Raw genomic sequence first — 16819 nt, 5'->3', positions numbered from 1 at the left:
AATGTGACTAGTGAATTTAACATTGATCGACTTGCAATGAGTTATCATTTGTATGTCAATGAACCGGAAGACACTCCTTATTATTTTGATAAGTATTGTATAGAGCAGGCAGGTAATCTGAATGATCTGAACAGAAAAATTATAAAAGTTGTTACTCAAAATGTTATCCAGAATGAGCATGTCGTCTTATGTGAGCAAGGTGGTCAATTGCTCGGCTGGTTTAAACCGACTCATTCCTTAATAATGTACAGAAAAGCTTTTGAATCCGTCATAATCGATTTTGAAAAATTAGAGCAAGTAAAAGCTAGTGAGTTAATACCTAAAATAGAAGATATTAAACTCGTTTTCAATAATTATGATTTAACAAGTAAATATTATGTTTTTGATAATGAAATTCGCCTGGAAGCATTATATTCCGGACCTTATTTTCTTGGATTTATTCCATCAAAGGTTTTGTTAAGACATATTAAGATACCCAAGGTAAAATCGCAATTACTCGAAACAATACATGACGTTTATACATCGCCAAAACAAAATCGTCAATTTGTTTCATTTTCATTTGATACAAATAATGAAGTAATTGTAGAGGAAGCATATCCTGCATTGAATATGGTTAGAATTAGCCAGCACAAATATTCCGGGTGGGTTGATCAATCAATTCTTGCTCCCATATCATTTCCATTGGATGAAACTGTCTTAAGTGTAGATGATATAAAAAGGGATCATTTAGTTAGAACTTTAGTCGGTGAAAGAAAAAAAGAAGAAGCAATTATTAAAAAACTGCTTAATGAAAACATTTCATTAAGACAACGACTTGTTCGAGCTGAACAAAAGAAAAATCGTATAAATGAATTATATAATAACCTCAAAAATTCAAAACTTGGACGACTCCAAGTCGCATTCTGGGAGAAAAAGTCTGGAGGTAGAAAAAAATGACGCTTGAAAATGAAGACAGACATGAATTGATCTTGAATACTATATTGAATAAAGAAAAAATTACCACTGAAGAGCTTAACATAGATGAATTTAAAGATCATTATGAGAAAATTGAGCGCTATAAAAATTACCTTGACTTATTGGCTGCTGATTTCCTGGTTGGCATAAACGAAATACAGAAAGAAAAAAGTTCTAATGATTTTATAGATTATATGGATCGTTTTCTAGAAGTAGGAAAAGTTGACTTTATGACTAATCTTGGACCCTACCTATCCTCGTTGCCAGTTTCAAACGGCAGCAGATATTTTAAGAAATTACCTTATCGTATTGGGATAGTGAGCGATGAGTTTCTCTATAACAGTTATAAAGATGTAGCCGAAATGATTTATATTCCATATAACTTTGAAATGGTTGAGATGTCTTTTGACTTTGTCATTATCGCAACGACGTGGAATGGAATTGATGGCAGCTGGAAAGGTGTTTCAAAAGAAATGACGCCTGAACGCAACCGTTTATATGAATTGATTCGCGAATTAAAGAGACAGGCTGTTCCCGTTGTCTTTTACTCAAAAGAAGATCCAGTCAATTATGAAATATTTAAAAATATTGCGGTATTATGTGACTTTATCTATACATCTGCAGCCGAAATGGTCGAAGTATATAAGAAATACTGCAAGACTGAGCATGTGTCTGTACTGCAGTTTGGTATCAACCCGCATTATCACAATCCAGTTGGGACACGTTCTGCAATAAGTGTCGAAAAAAAGGATGAAGTAATATTTGCGGGGAGTTGGATGAGAAAATATCCAGTGAGAAATGAAGAATCTCAGAAAATATTTGAAGCCATAATTAATAATGGGACGGAACTCACAATCATCGATAGAAACTTACATTTAAATAATCCACACTATTACTTTCCAGCGGAGTTCATTTCCAATCTGACATATTCAGTGACACATGAACAACTACAGCAGCTCCATAAAGTGTTTAGATGGGCCATCAATGTGAACTCGGTAAAATATTCTTCAACAATGTTTGCTAATCGGGTATTTGAACTCCAGGCTTTTGGTAATCTGTTACTGTCTAACTACTCAATAGGGGTTAATAATCAGTTTCCGAATGTCATGATGATGAACAGTGAAAAAGATTTTGCTATTGCTTTCAACAATTTGAATGAACGCGAATTGAGTTATCTTCGATCTAAAGGTATCAGAAGTGTGATGAGTAAGGAAACAACTTACCATCGAATTGAGCAAATGGCAGCTGATCTAAACCTGGAAAAACATACGATAGCAGATAAACCGATTTTTGTGGTAGCAGAAATCACGCCTTCAGTCAAAGAACAGTTTGAACAACAGAGCTATGACAACAAAATACTTGTCAGTATCCAGGAATTTGAAAACTTGAACATTGAAGAAGAAGCATTTATAACTCATTTCACCTCTGACTTTTACTACGAGGAGTATTATCTTGATGATATGATCAGTGCATTTAAATATACTGATGTTGACTTTGTCACTAAAACAGACGATGCCTCAGTTCATCACAATTATATTTCTCAATATGTTATTGGTAAAACGATGTTTGACGTTAAAAGTTATAAAAACAATAATATTAAACTCGGATATGCACTTGATACTGTTGAGCTCTTAACATCAGTTGAACAAAACTATAAAATACAGCATGCAAAAGAACTGAGTGTCATTATTCCAATTCACAACAATGGTGTTTACCTGGAAGATAAATGTTTTGCTTCATTAAAAAGGTCCAGCATTTTCAATAAAATGGAAATTATATTTGTCAATGACGGCAGCACAGATATAGAAACAAAAAGAATTATAAAAAGGCTGTTACGTCAGAACCCGGATATAAAATACTTTGAATATGATGATGCTTCCGGTTCAGCATCGAGACCACGAAATAAAGGTGTAGAACTCTCGACCACTCCTTTTATTACTTATCTGGATCCAGATAATGAAGCAACTGGAGACGGCTACAGTATTTTACTTGAACAGATGAGACAGGATGACACTCTCGATATGGTGGTCGGTAACATGATCAAAGAAGACAGTGAAAAGAAATCGCTGTTTAATTATTATAAACTTGCTACCCGATATAATAACGGCAGCCCGGTCATCACTCAGCCGAAGTCATTTATGGAATCGTCAATTCTTAGTGCTCAAAGTATACAGGCACTAATTGTGAAAACATCTATCGTAAAAGATAATCTTATAAAAATGGTCGAGGGTGCAGCTGGCCAGGATACTTTATTCTTCCAGGAACTATTACTAAACAGCCGGAAGACTTTAATCGTTAATGAGGACATACATGTATACTACGCAGCGGTCACTGGTTCAGTCACTAATTCTGTTTCTAAAAAGTTGTTTGATAAGTATTACATTCTTGAACAGGAAAGAATTCCATTCTTGAAAAAATATGGACTGATGGATGTCTATATGGAATCAAGGTTTAATTATTATATAAAAGGCTGGTATTTACCGAGACTTGAAAAAATTATTGAGAGTGAAAGGCAGGCAGCGATCACGCGTTTTCTAGACATATATCATCTATATGATAACTATCGTCGTCCTGAAGATTTAGAATTGCTTCATATAATTGGACAACTAGAAAAAGAAGTCAATATGCCGACAAAGTAGGTGATAAAGTGCTATTTAATAATCAGGAATACTTCAAAGGATTTCTTATTACAAATAAATATCTTCATGATATAGATGGGATTAACCTAGTCATAGGAAGTATGCATGTTAAATTAGACAACGACCTTGCGCACTTTGAATTTATTGGAGAGCGGCATCTTATTCTTTTAGGGTATGCTATGGATACTCATCGACCCGACGACAGTGAACTAGATATCTTAAAGGCATTAAGCAGGAGTGATGATCACCAATTCGTTACACTACTAAACCGTATGAACGGGCGGTATATATTGTTGTGTACTGATGGCGATGAAGTAAAGATTTATCCAGATGCTACGACGATGCGTCCGCTATTTTATCACAGAGAAGCATGTGTTTTGGCATCACATGCAAAACTAGTAGCGGATGTGACTATGTCTTACTTTAATCAGAACGTCAGTGAACATCAGAAAGTGAAAGGCTATCTTGACATGACAAGATTCGCTGATATCTATAAACTTAACTGCAATCATTATTTCGATATGACTGCACATCAGACTGTAAGATTTTATCCGTCTGACTCTTACAGTGAACGGACGCTAAGTGAAGTGCTTGAACAGACGCTCCGACTATTTGACAATCAGAAACAATGGCTTCAGTATAAGGATAAGTATATGACATTGACAGCAGGCATAGATTCCAGAGTTTCAATGGCATTATTACATGATCGGACCCTACCATATTTGACATATATATCAACCAATAGCCAGATGACTGATTTTGCAAAGCACGCTTACAAATTTGATGAGCTGATTGTTAAAGAAATGGTAGAAGACCTGGCATTAAATCATACCTTTTTTTCTATACATTCAAAAGGTGCGCCGACAAGTTATGAACACGCATTGTATAACCAGTGTGAATCACTGCATAATGCTGACTTAAGCTACCAGCTCGCGCACAGTGAATTTAAAGGAAAGCTGCATATTAAATCCTCCTTGTTCGGCATGGCTAAGCTGCCCATGGCTGAGTCTTTTTATAGTTCAAACGAACAACAGATGATAGAATCATTGATTTTAAAAAAGCAGCCGGAAGGGACAAAGTATTTAGAGCCTGAGCAGCTTCTCCAGTCATTTCTTGAGAGAGCCCAATATAATACTAAAGGGTTTTATCTGACTGATCTTTACTTCCAGGAAACCAGGTTGGCTAACTGGCACAGTAATAATACTCAGGAAACAGATAACTCTGTTGAAGTTTTTATCTTGGTTAATACTAGAGAATTTATGAATCTGTTTGCTTCAATGCCGCTTGCTGTAAGAAATAGTGGGCAGCTCCACAGAGAATGGATTAATCATCTGTGGCCGGTACTAAATTTCTATTCTGTAAATGGAGATTTTACTTTATTTGAGTCCTTTAAATCTTTCAAAGAAAATTCGAGTAAACAACACTTAAGTATTACAGGAAGCAATATTTCCATTCAAAATAATAAAATTATACCTAATTTTCCGATGAACCAGACAAGATATACATTCAATGTCGCTAATAATTCTGATGAAAGAATGACTGTTTTAGTTCAAACAGCTTATAACAATCCGAGTGGACGCGGATCGATTCATTTAGTAACCGCGACGAAGATAATTGATTATCTTGATCTGAACAGTGGTGTAACTATTATTCTAAACCCCGGAGATAATTTTGAAGCACATATACAGTATAAGAAACTGAATGAAAGTCTATCCTGGCAACGTGCAGGCGAGCTGACTATCAAGCAAACAACATAAAAAATTGAGTTAATAGAAGGTGCGAAAAATGAAGAAAGTGACGATGTTTGTCTGGAATCATTTCACGAATGATGCTCGTGTCAATAGAGAGTGTACAGCACTAAGTGAACGTTATGATGTAAATCTTATAGCTATTGATGATCCGAAGGACGATTCCATTAAATCTTTTGAAGAGATAAATGAAAATTTCAAGGTAACAAGAGTTAAACGCTATCCAATGATTATCTCATGTTATCAGCATGATAAAACTAAATTTTTGATAACTGTTGGAAGCGTAACTACAGTTATTGCAGCCACTTTTCTATATTACAACTGGATACTAATGATATATTTAGCAAGTGTACTGCTAATGAGCGCTGCGCTTATAAAAGTACGTTCATTAAGAAAGCGGTTCGTAAATCTTGCTATTATCGTACGTATGATAAAAGCAGGTTATAGTCAAAATTCTGATATTTACCATTCAAATGACTTAAATACATTGCCGCAAGGAATTGTTTGTTCAAAATTACGATTGAAACCTAGAAAGCTTATTTATGATTCTCATGAAGTTCAATCGTCTCGTACGGGTTATAATCCGAAAAAGATTAAAAGAATCGAAAAATTCCTAATCAATTTTGTTGATGATATGATGGTGGAAAATCATACGCGTGCGGCGCATAATGAAGAGATATACGGCTTCTACCCGAAAACACTTTACAATTACTCTGAGCTTTATGACATAGAAAAGAAACCTGTAATAAATCTTCATCAGCAGCTAAATCTATCTGCTGATGAAAAAATTTTATTATATCAAGGCGGATTACAGGAAGGCCGAGGCTTAGAACTTTTAATAGAAGCAATGGATTATATTGATGAAGGTACATTAGTGTTCATAGGAGGGGGCAAACTTGAAAGAACATTGAAAAATCTCGCAGAAGAAAGTCCTCAGCGAGATAGAATAAAGTTTATACCGAAAGTTCATTTTAAAATGTTGCCATCTTATACAAGAGAAGCTTATTTAGGTTTTCAAGTGCTTCAGAATATTTGTTATAATCACTATTCAGCGTCATCAAATAAATTATTTGAATATATTATGGCTCATGTTCCTGTAGTAAGTTGTAATTTTCCGGAAGTAGCACAAGTCGTAAATGGTGAACAAATTGGCTTAGTCGTAGATAGTCATAACGTTCATCAAATAGCTAAAGCTGCCAACACGTTAGTGAAAGATGAAAATCTTCAGAGAAAATTCAGTGAAAACTGCAGACAAGCAAAACTGAAATATAATTGGGAAATCGAGAAAACAAAATTATACGATACTTATAGTCAATTGGAACAGAAAAAGTCAAAGCATATTGAACTGACTTTCTCTCGGTTTACGAAAGACGGTGAAACTCATGCATAAAGTGGCTGTAGATCATGTATCAAAAATATACGATCTGAACACGAATAAGCGCGCTAAATTAATTCAGTTGTTTACTTTTGGCAGCGTTTATAATGAAAAACCTTATTATGCTTTAAGAGATATCTCATTCACAGTAGATTCCGGCGATTCCGTAGGTATAATAGGTCTGAATGGATCAGGTAAATCAACTTTATCTAATTTACTTGGAGAAGTCACTCAACCAACATCTGGTTCAATTACTATTGATGGTCGCAGTTCACTTATAGCAATTTCAGCTGGTCTGAACAATGAATTGACGGGTGAAGAAAATATTCGTATGAAATGTCTGATGCATGGGCTCTCAGAAAAACAAGTGAGAGAAAGATTTGATGATATTGTCGCCTTTTCAGAGTTGGATCAATTCATTTATCAGCCGATTAAGACTTATTCAAGTGGGATGCGTTCAAGACTCGGGTTTGCAATTGCTATTCACACTGATCCTGATGTTCTGATTGTTGATGAAGCGTTATCGGTTGGAGATGAGACATTTTCTAACAAATGTATTGAGAAGATGAAAGAATTTCAGAAACAGGGAAAAACAATTTTCTTTGTTTCGCATTCTGCCACTCAGATTAAAAAAATGTGTAATAAAGCACTTTGGCTACATTATGGAGAAATCAATGATTATGGTCCGACAGAAAAAGTTGTTGGAGATTATGTGAAATATATTAAAGCATTCAAGCAGAAGACAAAAAGTGACCAGCAGACCTATAAAAAGCAGATGCTTTTAAAACAGCAGAAGAAAAGTTTATTGGTACAACAGGAAAAGATTTTAAGCCCATGGAAGAACTATCTTATTTTGACTCTGTTATTGCTTATATTTTTATTAAGTTTATTTTTACAGATTAGCTGATTATCATATAATAAAAATAAAACAGACGGCTAAAGCTAAATGAGGCTGGAACTATAACAATTAATCTTCAACAAACACAATTTAATTACTTTTTTGAGTAGTCAAATTGTATTTTTGAAAAAATTGTATATTCCAGCCTCATTTAATTTTAAGCTCCGGTAGCTTCTTCCATCTGTCCATTGAACTGACGATAAGCTTCGTTGACTTGTCCATAATAATTGCGATTGATCTCTAGGACTTTTGATTCATAAATTCTGTCTGCTTCTGTACGCATTCCTTCATGCTGTCTGACAGCATCTGCATTTGATGATGAATTCAGCAGATCATCAGCTTGCTGATAAGTGGTATTACGTTCTTCCAGCGCAGCTTGCAGTGCGGCATCACGCTCACTGACTGCTTTATTGATGGCTTCATCTCGTGACTTGACTGATGCAGTGATTTCGGCTGGAGTTGATTGTGTTGAATTATTAGGAGTTTCTGTCGACACAGTTTCTGTTGTCGGTTTATCAGTTGTTACTTCATCATTTTTTTCTTTTTCAGCTGCCAATTCTTTTTCTTTTTTATTAAGTTTTTCCTTTGCCTTTTTTGCTTCTTCCTTCGCTTGTTTCACCGCTGCTTCTTCTTTACTATTGTCATTTGAGCACGCAGTCAGAACTAAAGATGCAGCTAAGACGAATGATGCGATATTAAAAATAGTTTTCATAATATCTCTCCTCAGTACATTGATAAATTAAATATAACATAGTAAGATTGATTGTCATGTAATTACAATTATTTTTATTGTATAATATTGTTAATAGCAATCTAAAATTGGAGGAAAAAAAGTGATTAAAATCGCATTTTTACATGAACGTAAATCGTATTTACCAGAAATAGATGCTTATGTCGAATTCCTGAACAGTACTGATAAGTTTGAAGCTGTAATTGTGGAAAATGTCAGAGAAATTGATGAAACTTATGATATTATCTGGAAAGTCATGGGTATAGATTTAAAACGTAAACGTGGCGTTGGACTTGTTCATGAATACAGCACAATGACGGTAGGAAAAAATGCGAAATTAAAAGATTTTATTAAACGGACAGTTAATTGTAAGCCTGATGGCCGAGCATTCCAAAGTAAGCGGGTGCAGGATGTCTACAATTTTAAAGATAATACTCCGTTTATTTATCGCGATATGGGGGTACATCATAGCTACTATGATGTCCATAGTGACAAAGAGTATGATTTTGTCTATGTCGGCACAATGGATCCGACAAGACAGCTGGATAATATGATGAAGTTTTTTGAGAAGAACAGAGAAATGAGCATCATCTTGATCGGTACTCCTGATGAAGAACTGCAGAAAGTTTATGGTTCTCTTCCTAATGTAACTTTTTATGGACGTGTACCTAATAATGAACTGCCTTCAGTTGCTGCTAAAGCGCATTACGGTCTGAACTATATACCGGATGTTTTTCCTTTTAATGAACAGACTTCAACTAAGTTAATTGAATACTGTGCATTAAATCTAAAAATTGTAACGACAAATTATCAGTGGATCAATGAATTTGAAGAGCGTGAGGGTGGTCATTTCTTTAAAGTTGAAGAAGATATGTCTAATTTATCGAGAACAGCGCTAGATAATTTTGATTTTAAAACACCTGATTTAAGAAAGAAAGAATGGTCCAGACTGCTGACTGACGCAGGTCTCGTTGAATTTTTAACAGAAATCTATCAGAAGAATATTTTAAGACAGAAGTAATCTGGAGGATTCATGGAAAAACTAATCATTATCGGGGACAGCGGTCATGCTAAGGTGATTACAGATATAGCGGAATCATCAGGTTTTAATATTGTTGCAGTGCTGGATGATAAATTCAAAGATAGAGAAGAGCGCTCTGTTATTTATGGACCGATTAAATATGTCCATGATGTTATTGCTGAGACAGAAGGTCACCTTATCATCGCTATCGGTAATAATGAAGTAAGAAGAAATATTATTGAACATTATGATTTGTCTGATGACTTATTTACCACACTCATTTCACCGGCAGCTCATGTCAGTCAGACTGCTAAAATCGGTGCTGGCACAGTTGTGATGCCTGGAGCTATAGTTAATGCAGACGCGATTATAGGAAAACAGGCGATAATAAACAGTGGCGCCATCGTTGAGCATGATAATCAACTTGGAGATTTTTGTCACTTATCTCCTAATGCGACGGCAACAGGAGGCGTCGTTATCGGCGAAGGTGTGCATATTGGCGCTGGAGCTGTGATTAATCCGCTTGTCCGTATAGGAAAGTGGAGTATCATCGGTAGCGGAGCTGTCGTCATTAGTAATATAGAATCTTATGCGACTGCAACAGGAGTCCCAGCAAGAATTATAAAATTGAGAGGTCACAGACTATGAAACTAAGTGTAATCGTACCTGTCTATAATGTTGAAGAATACTTGGCTCAGTGTCTCGATAGCATTCTTATGCAGTCGGTGCCAGAAAGTAGATACGAAATTATTCTTGTTAATGACAGTTCTCCTGATAATTCACTGGCTGTAGCTGAGCAGTATCAAGCGGCACATCCTCACATTAAGATTATTACACAGAATAATGGGGGTATTGCAGCCGCAAGAAATACAGGTTTAAAAGCTGCTTCAGGCGAATACATCGTACTGCTCGATTCAGATGACTTCTACTCCGCTGATTTTTTCGGCAAGCTCTATGAACTGATTGACACCAGTAGTCAGCCAGACGTGATTCTGTTTGACTTTAATTATTTTTATTCACAAGACGATATACACGAAAAGGTTAAAAGATCCTTTAGTAGTACTGATATCAATGGTAAATCAGGCCAAGATGTATTAAATATTATTCTGGCGAAAGAACCATTATTTACTTGGTTCCCTTGGACATATGCTGTTAAAAGAACGCTTATCGAAGATAATGATTTGTATTTTGTTAAAAATAGAAACTATGAAGATATGATGTGGACGCCACTCTTATTCCTCAATGCTCAGCACATTATGTATTTAAATATACCAGCTGTTGAGTATAGACTTCAGCGTGACGGACAAATAACGGGAACTATCAGCTATAAAAATCTCGTTGATCCCATTTTCGCTCCACATTTCTTAAAAGAAAAGATGAGTACTCTTCAAGTTCCTTCCGTTCTTGAAAATAAAATTTTAAGAAATACCGCTAATAAATATTTTATCGCTCCATTATACGCCGGTCATCTTACATATAATGAACGTATGCAGTTAATCCACACATTAAAAGAAAATAAAGAACTGTTAGCTTATACCAGTTCCTCTTTATCTAAAGTAGTGAGCATGATTATTAAATGGCTTGGATTTAAAAATGCAGTTTACATATTAGATAGAGGTATGAGAGTTTATCAGCTGTTAAAGCCAATGAAAGAAAGAAGGAACGTATAATGAAAAAAATATTATTCTCTGCTAATGTATTCCGACATTTTACATCTTTCCATCTTCCGTACATGAAAATGCTGATGGCAAAAGGATTTGAAGTGGTCGCTATCGCTAATGAAGATTATGGTGGTCATAAAGAGCAGCTGGAGACAATTGGAATCAGATGTATAGCCATACCTCTCAGCAGAAACCCGCTGTCCCGTAATAATTTTAAGTCATACAGGATTTTAAAAAATACAATAAAAAATGAGTCATTTGACATCATCCATGTTCACACGCCAGTCGCTGCCTTCCTGACACGACTCGCTTTTAGAAATGTAAATGACGGAAAATTGATCTATACTGCTCATGGGTTTCATTTTTTTAAAGATGCTCCGCTGGTCAACTGGCTGATTTATTTTCCACTTGAAAAATTGGCAGCACCCTATACGTCATTATTGATTACTACTAACAAAGAAGATACAGTCACTGCAAAAAAACTCGGTTTTAACAATGATCGTTTAAAACACATTAAAGGTGTAGGAGTGGAAGTTGATAATCCACCACTGAGCCTGGAAGAGAAACAGCAGTTAAAAGAGTCTTTAAATATTACTGATGATCAATGTGTGATAACGTGTGTAGCTGAAATGAACAATAATAAGAATCAGATGTTTCTGCTTAGGAACTGGAAAGCGATTAAAGAACGTGCACCTCACGCTGTTCTGCTGTTTGCCGGTATCGGTCCGAACTTAGACAGTTATCAGCAGTATGTTGTTGAAAATGAGCTGCAGGACATTCAATTTCTTGGCTTTAGAAAAGATGTGCCGAAACTGCTGCAGATCAGTGACATGATGACGCTGCTCAGTCTCAGGGAAGGACTGCCAAAATCAGTGATGGAAGGAATGGCTGAAGGACTTCCATGTATTGTCACTAACACTAGAGGATTAGTTGATTTGGTAGAAGATAATGTCAATGGCTATGTTATTGAGAAAGACAACGATGTAAGTCTTGTTCAGAGCTTTGCAAATTTGGCCAACCATTCTGAAGAAAGAGAAAGAATGGGCAATAACAGCAGACGGTTAGTTAAAGACTTCAGTTTGAATGCTGTGATGAAAGATTATGAGTCCTCATATAATCTGTAAGTTTTAATGTTTCTGAATGGAGAACTTCGATATGAAAAAAATGAACTTTGTCTGGGTATTTGTGGGTACTGGAATGGGTGCTGTTATGGCACTCTTAATGAACTCATTACTTGCCAGATATTTAAGTAAAGAAGATTTTGGTATCTTTGGAATCGGTATTAACTTTATCAATATTCTTTCTGTTATTATAGGGTTTGGTGTAGCTGATTTCATTGTTAAATCTTTTGCGGTAGAAGGTAGAAAGGCCTATCGGTTCGTAAAGCCCAGTCTGCAGCTCTTTATAATCAGTTTTACAGTCACATTACTGTTATTACTATCTATAGTAGTGCTGCCGATTTATGATCTTGAGACAAGATATTTTCTACTATTGATAGTACCGAATATTTTACTGCAAGGACTTTATTCTATCAATAATTCAATTAATCAGATAGAAGAGAATTTTAAAAATGTAGCACTCAGTAATTTCCTCATTTATTTTGTAAGATTTTTCGCGGCAATACTAGCTATCTTGACATTTCGTGATGTTATTTCTGTCGGATGGTATATGGTTATTCTGTCAGTTCTAGCATCTTATCCATTTATAAGAACAATCAATAAGATTTTTAACAAAACTATTAAAGTCCCTGTCAATCATCTAGCGACAATTCCGCCTGATGAAACTATGAGAAATACTTTTAGACAGACCTATCCATTTGGTCTGATAGGAATATTCTATTTTATTTATTACCAGAGTAACGTGATTCTTTTATCATTGTTTGCCGGCAAAGTAGCAGTCGGCGAGTATATTGCAGCATTCAGCATTATATCTTTAGCATTTATGTTTCCGGACTTGATTTTTAGACGAATATTTTATACGCGGATACATACTTGGGCAACACATGATCCGGTCCGGCTTAAATCTTTCAATAATAAAAGCGTGATCATTCTTATTATTCTTGGAATCCTCGGTATAGTTTTTATCTGGCTTACTGCTAGATGGCTAATTTTATATACCGCCGGTGATAAGTATATGGATTCTGTTTTTTATTTACAGCTGTTAAGTCTTGCAATTTTTTTCAAGTTTGCCACTGCGGTCAATGGAACAATACTTTCAACACAGCATATGGTGTATACCATGATGAAAATCAATGGCCTCATAGCTTTAATTAACTTTATTGCCAATCTAATTTTAATACCGATGTTTGGAGTTGAAGGTGCAATTATTGCGACATTAATTTCAGAAGCTGTGATGTCAGTCTTTGTCTTTGTCATTTCAAGAAGATATTTAAACAAACTCGTCGCCAAATATTGATGTACGATATTTGTAAATGATTTAAACTTAATAGAAAAATTTAGGATTTTTTCTTTGTATTTTAATCTTATGGTAAAATGAATTGATATATATAAAATATTTTCTTAACACGTGGAGGTTGTACAATGCAAGATAGCATGAATTTCACTCAAATATTTGATGCATTAAAAAAGAGTTGGAAGTTTATTTTAGGATTAACTTTATTATTTGCTCTTATTGCTGCTGCTATTTCTTATTTTCTGCTGACGCCGATTTACAAATCAGAAGCGACTCTTCTAGTCAATCAGGAAACTCGAACCAGTAAAAGCAATGATGCAGTTGATCTGCAGACAAACCTGCAATCTATCACTACTTATGCATCTATCGCGAAATTGCCGGACACATTGCTGCCGGTAATCGACAAATTGAATTTAAATGTGCTGCCGGAAGAGTTAGCAAAAGATATCGATGCTACGGCTGTTCAAAATTCGACATTATTGACTATTACAGTTGAAAATCCATCTCAGAAAAGAGCTGTCGATATCGCCAACGAAATTGCAAAGACAATGGTAGAGAAAAACTCTTTGGAACTTAACAATTTAAAAATTGCTTCAAAAGCTCGTGTCATTAGAAATGCAGATCCTGTAGAGCCGACTCCACTTATCAATATTGGAATAGGGGCTATGTTAGGTCTGCTGTTAAGCCTTGCTTATGTCCTCGCTAAAGCATTGATGGATGTATCTTTGAAAACTTCAGAGCAAGTTGAACGAGAAATCGGCGTATCTGTAATCGGTAATATTCCATTCATTAAATAAATTGTTTTCTAAAGGAGTTAAATTATGGCTAAAAAAAGTAAAAGTAAGTTAAAACGAGGAAATGATAGAGCTCGTAGATTAATTACACTGGAAGATCCTAAATCTCCTATTTCGGAACAGTTCCGTACGTTAAGAACCAACATTTCTTTTTCAACACCGGGTGCACAGTTGCAGGCTTTACTTGTCACTTCATCGGTCCAGCAGGAAGGTAAGTCAACAGTATCAGCCAATCTTGCTATTGTATTCTCACAGAATAATGAGCGAGTTCTGTTTATTGATGCAGATATGCGTAAACCAACCGTTCACAATACTTTCGGCGTTAAAAATGCTGTCGGTCTTTCTACATTATTGACTGCGCAAAGTACTCTCAAGCAAAGTATTCAACCTACAGAAGTGGAAAATCTCGATGTTTTATGTGCTGGGCCAATTCCGCCAAACCCATCTGAACTCTTAAATTCAAGTGGCTTTGATGAGATGCTTAAGGAATTACGACAGTATTATGATCTTATTGTATTCGACAGCCCTCCAGTGTTATCTGTAACTGATTCACAAATTATTTCATCGAAAGTTGACGGCATCGTCCTCGTTATTGATAAACAAGATAATAATAAGGCCAACGTAAAAGAAGCAAAGGAATTAATTACTGTCAGCGAGCACTCAAAATTGTTAGGTATTGTATTTAACAATGATGAATATGACACGGACAAATATTATGTTTATCAATAATTGACTGAGTGAGGTAAGACTATGGGAAATAAATTTAAAACTTTATTATTCGTGTTGCTGGATTCCATCATTGTAATCCTGGCAGTATTTTTATCATGGTATGTCATAAAAGACATCACAGAACACGGCAGCATATACTTTTTTGTCAAGGCTATAACACTGCTTGCATCGTATCATTTATTCGCTTTTATATTCAATTTATATAACCGGCTCTGGAGATATGCATCAGTCAGAGAACTTACTTCCGTGTTTTTCGCTGTGACTAGTGCCGTTATTCTCAGCCTTATTCTTTCTACACTAATCCTTTCATTCACAGGTGAAAATAGTACGCCTGAAATCGGAATGGTCTTGATTACTTGGCTGTTTATGATTGTCTTTATCGGAGGGGTAAGGTTAATCGGCCGCATCATGAAAAAAGACAACCAGGATCGATCTGAATTTGAGCGGGTGCTGATTTTCGGGGCCGGCCGCGGTGGAACAATGCTTGCGAGACAGATGGAAAATGTGCCGACTATGAAGATGAAACCTGTGCTGTTTTTAGATGATGATCCATTAAAGCAGAAGCAGGTCATTAATGGGATAAAAGTACAAGGCAACCGTGCTTTACTAAAAGAAGCCATCGCAAACTATAAAATCGATAAAGTAGTCATCGCAATTCCTTCACTTGCACAGAACAAACTGAAAGAACTTTATGACATATCAATGGAAAGCGGCGTCAACGTTCAAATTATGCCAAATATTGATGATGTGCTGACTGGAAAAAAACAAGTATCCTATTTAAAAAATATCGATCTTGAAGACTTACTTGGAAGAGAACCTGTCCGACTCGACTCTAAAGGCATTAGAGACGTCATTAACAGCAAAACTATTTTAATTACTGGAGCTGGTGGTTCTATCGGTTCTGAAATCGTTCGTCAGATCAGCAGTTTCGGACCAAGTACTGTTTTGTTACTCGGTCATGGTGAGAACAGCATTTATACTATCAATAACGAGATGAAGAATAAGTTTAAAGATGGTCATATTACTTTTGTACCTATCATTGCTGATATTCAGGACCGGGAACGTATATTCAAAGTATTTGAAACATATCCTCCCGATGTCGTCTACCATGCAGCAGCTCACAAACATGTGCCATTAATGGAGGCCAACCCTTCAGAAGCTATAAAGAATAATATTTTTGGGACGAAGAACGTTGCTGAAGCAAGTGCAAAATACGGTGTCAGCTCTTTTGTCATGATTTCAACTGATAAAGCAGTCAATCCTCCAAATATTATGGGTGCATCGAAACGCTGGGCAGAAATGGTCGTTCAAAATCTAGCGAGTCGCTCTGAAACCAAATTTGTAGCGGTCCGATTTGGGAATGTTCTCGGCAGTAGAGGGTCAGTGATCCCATTGTTTAAACAGCAGATTGAAAAGGGCGGTCCTGTTACTGTGACGCATCCTGATATTACACGTTATTTTATGACGATTCCAGAAGCGAGTCGTCTAGTCATTCAGGCTGGAGTTCTTGCTAAAGGCGGAGAAGTATTTGTCCTTGATATGGGTGACCCCGTTAAAATCGTCGATCTTGCCAAAAATGTTATTGAACTCGCGGGTTACAGTGTGGATGAAATCGGAATTGAATTTACTGGTTTAAGACCAGGGGAAAAAATGTATGAAGAGCTGTTAAATGAAAATGAAGTTTCTGAAGCTCAAGTTCATGAAATGATTTATGTCGGTAAGGCAGTGCCAAAAGATTACAACTCGTTAATGGCTGAAATTGAGCGTCTGCCATATTTAACTGATGAACAGATTAAAGAACTTGTCATAGGAGAAGCAAATAAAAAATTTGATCATCCTGTCGTTGATAAGCTATAAA

At 35.8% G+C, this 16819-nt stretch carries 14 protein-coding genes; 13 read left to right on the top strand and 1 reads right to left on the bottom strand.

Going from position 1 to position 16819, the window contains the following annotated elements:
* Positions 1-3: 3 nt before the first annotated feature.
* The 5 genes from ERX29_RS03475 to ERX29_RS03455 are packed head-to-tail and all read left to right on the top strand — an operon-like array spanning position 4 to position 7623.
* A complete protein-coding gene (locus ERX29_RS03475) occupies positions 4-936 on the top strand; it encodes a hypothetical protein (RefSeq protein ID WP_133443302.1) in 933 nt (310 codons plus the stop codon).
* Positions 933-3593, top strand: a complete 2661-nt coding sequence (locus ERX29_RS03470) for a glycosyltransferase (protein ID WP_133443301.1) — start codon at positions 933-935, stop codon at positions 3591-3593. The genes ERX29_RS03475 and ERX29_RS03470 overlap by 4 nt, the downstream gene beginning before the upstream one ends.
* Positions 3594-3601: 8 nt before the next feature.
* The gene (locus ERX29_RS03465) at positions 3602-5350 is read left to right on the top strand and encodes a hypothetical protein (protein ID WP_165981052.1); all 1749 of its coding nucleotides are present in this window, start codon (positions 3602-3604) and stop codon (positions 5348-5350) included.
* A gap of 28 nt (positions 5351-5378) precedes the next feature.
* Positions 5379-6731, top strand: coding sequence for a glycosyltransferase (locus tag ERX29_RS03460; RefSeq protein ID WP_133443299.1), 1353 nt, complete (start codon positions 5379-5381; stop codon positions 6729-6731).
* The gene (locus tag ERX29_RS03455) at positions 6724-7623 is read left to right on the top strand and encodes an ABC transporter ATP-binding protein (protein WP_133443354.1); all 900 of its coding nucleotides are present in this window, start codon (positions 6724-6726) and stop codon (positions 7621-7623) included. Before ERX29_RS03460 ends, ERX29_RS03455 begins: the two co-directional genes overlap by 8 nt.
* A gap of 148 nt (positions 7624-7771) precedes the next feature.
* Here ERX29_RS03455 and ERX29_RS03450 read toward each other — a convergent pair whose 3' ends face one another.
* The gene (locus ERX29_RS03450) at positions 7772-8326 is read right to left on the bottom strand and encodes a hypothetical protein (RefSeq protein ID WP_133443298.1); all 555 of its coding nucleotides are present in this window, start codon (positions 8324-8326) and stop codon (positions 7772-7774) included.
* 121 nt (positions 8327-8447) lie between these two features.
* Between ERX29_RS03450 and ERX29_RS03445 the strand changes: the two genes are divergently transcribed.
* The 8 genes from ERX29_RS03445 (at position 8448) to ERX29_RS03410 (ending at position 16818) form a co-directional block, all read left to right on the top strand.
* Positions 8448-9365, top strand: a complete 918-nt coding sequence (locus tag ERX29_RS03445) for a glycosyltransferase (protein ID WP_133443297.1) — start codon at positions 8448-8450, stop codon at positions 9363-9365.
* A gap of 12 nt (positions 9366-9377) precedes the next feature.
* Positions 9378-10013 (top strand): acetyltransferase, encoded by a 636-nt coding sequence (locus ERX29_RS03440; protein ID WP_133443296.1) that lies wholly within the window; start codon positions 9378-9380, stop codon positions 10011-10013.
* The gene (locus tag ERX29_RS03435) at positions 10010-11035 is read left to right on the top strand and encodes a glycosyltransferase (RefSeq protein ID WP_133443295.1); all 1026 of its coding nucleotides are present in this window, start codon (positions 10010-10012) and stop codon (positions 11033-11035) included. Before ERX29_RS03440 ends, ERX29_RS03435 begins: the two co-directional genes overlap by 4 nt.
* On the top strand, positions 11035-12150 hold the full coding sequence (locus tag ERX29_RS03430; RefSeq protein WP_133443294.1) for a glycosyltransferase family 4 protein: 1116 nt from the start codon (positions 11035-11037) through the stop codon (positions 12148-12150). The genes ERX29_RS03435 and ERX29_RS03430 overlap by 1 nt, the downstream gene beginning before the upstream one ends.
* Positions 12151-12181: 31 nt before the next feature.
* Positions 12182-13441, top strand: coding sequence for a flippase (locus tag ERX29_RS03425; RefSeq protein WP_165981051.1), 1260 nt, complete (start codon positions 12182-12184; stop codon positions 13439-13441).
* 125 nt (positions 13442-13566) lie between these two features.
* Positions 13567-14235, top strand: coding sequence for a YveK family protein (locus ERX29_RS03420; RefSeq protein WP_133443292.1), 669 nt, complete (start codon positions 13567-13569; stop codon positions 14233-14235).
* Between the two features lie 24 nt (positions 14236-14259).
* Positions 14260-14961 carry a CpsD/CapB family tyrosine-protein kinase gene (locus ERX29_RS03415; RefSeq protein ID WP_133443291.1) on the top strand — a complete coding sequence of 234 codons (702 nt, stop codon included), beginning with the start codon at positions 14260-14262 and terminating at the stop codon, positions 14959-14961.
* Positions 14962-14982: 21 nt separating this feature from the next.
* A complete protein-coding gene (locus ERX29_RS03410; protein WP_133443290.1) occupies positions 14983-16818 on the top strand; it encodes a polysaccharide biosynthesis protein in 1836 nt (611 codons plus the stop codon).
* Position 16819 lies beyond the last annotated feature (1 nt).

It is taken from the genome of Macrococcus lamae (assembly GCF_004359545.1).
Lineage (GTDB): Bacteria > Bacillota > Bacilli > Staphylococcales > Staphylococcaceae > Macrococcus > Macrococcus lamae.
This window is presented reverse-complemented; position numbering and strand designations above follow the sequence as displayed.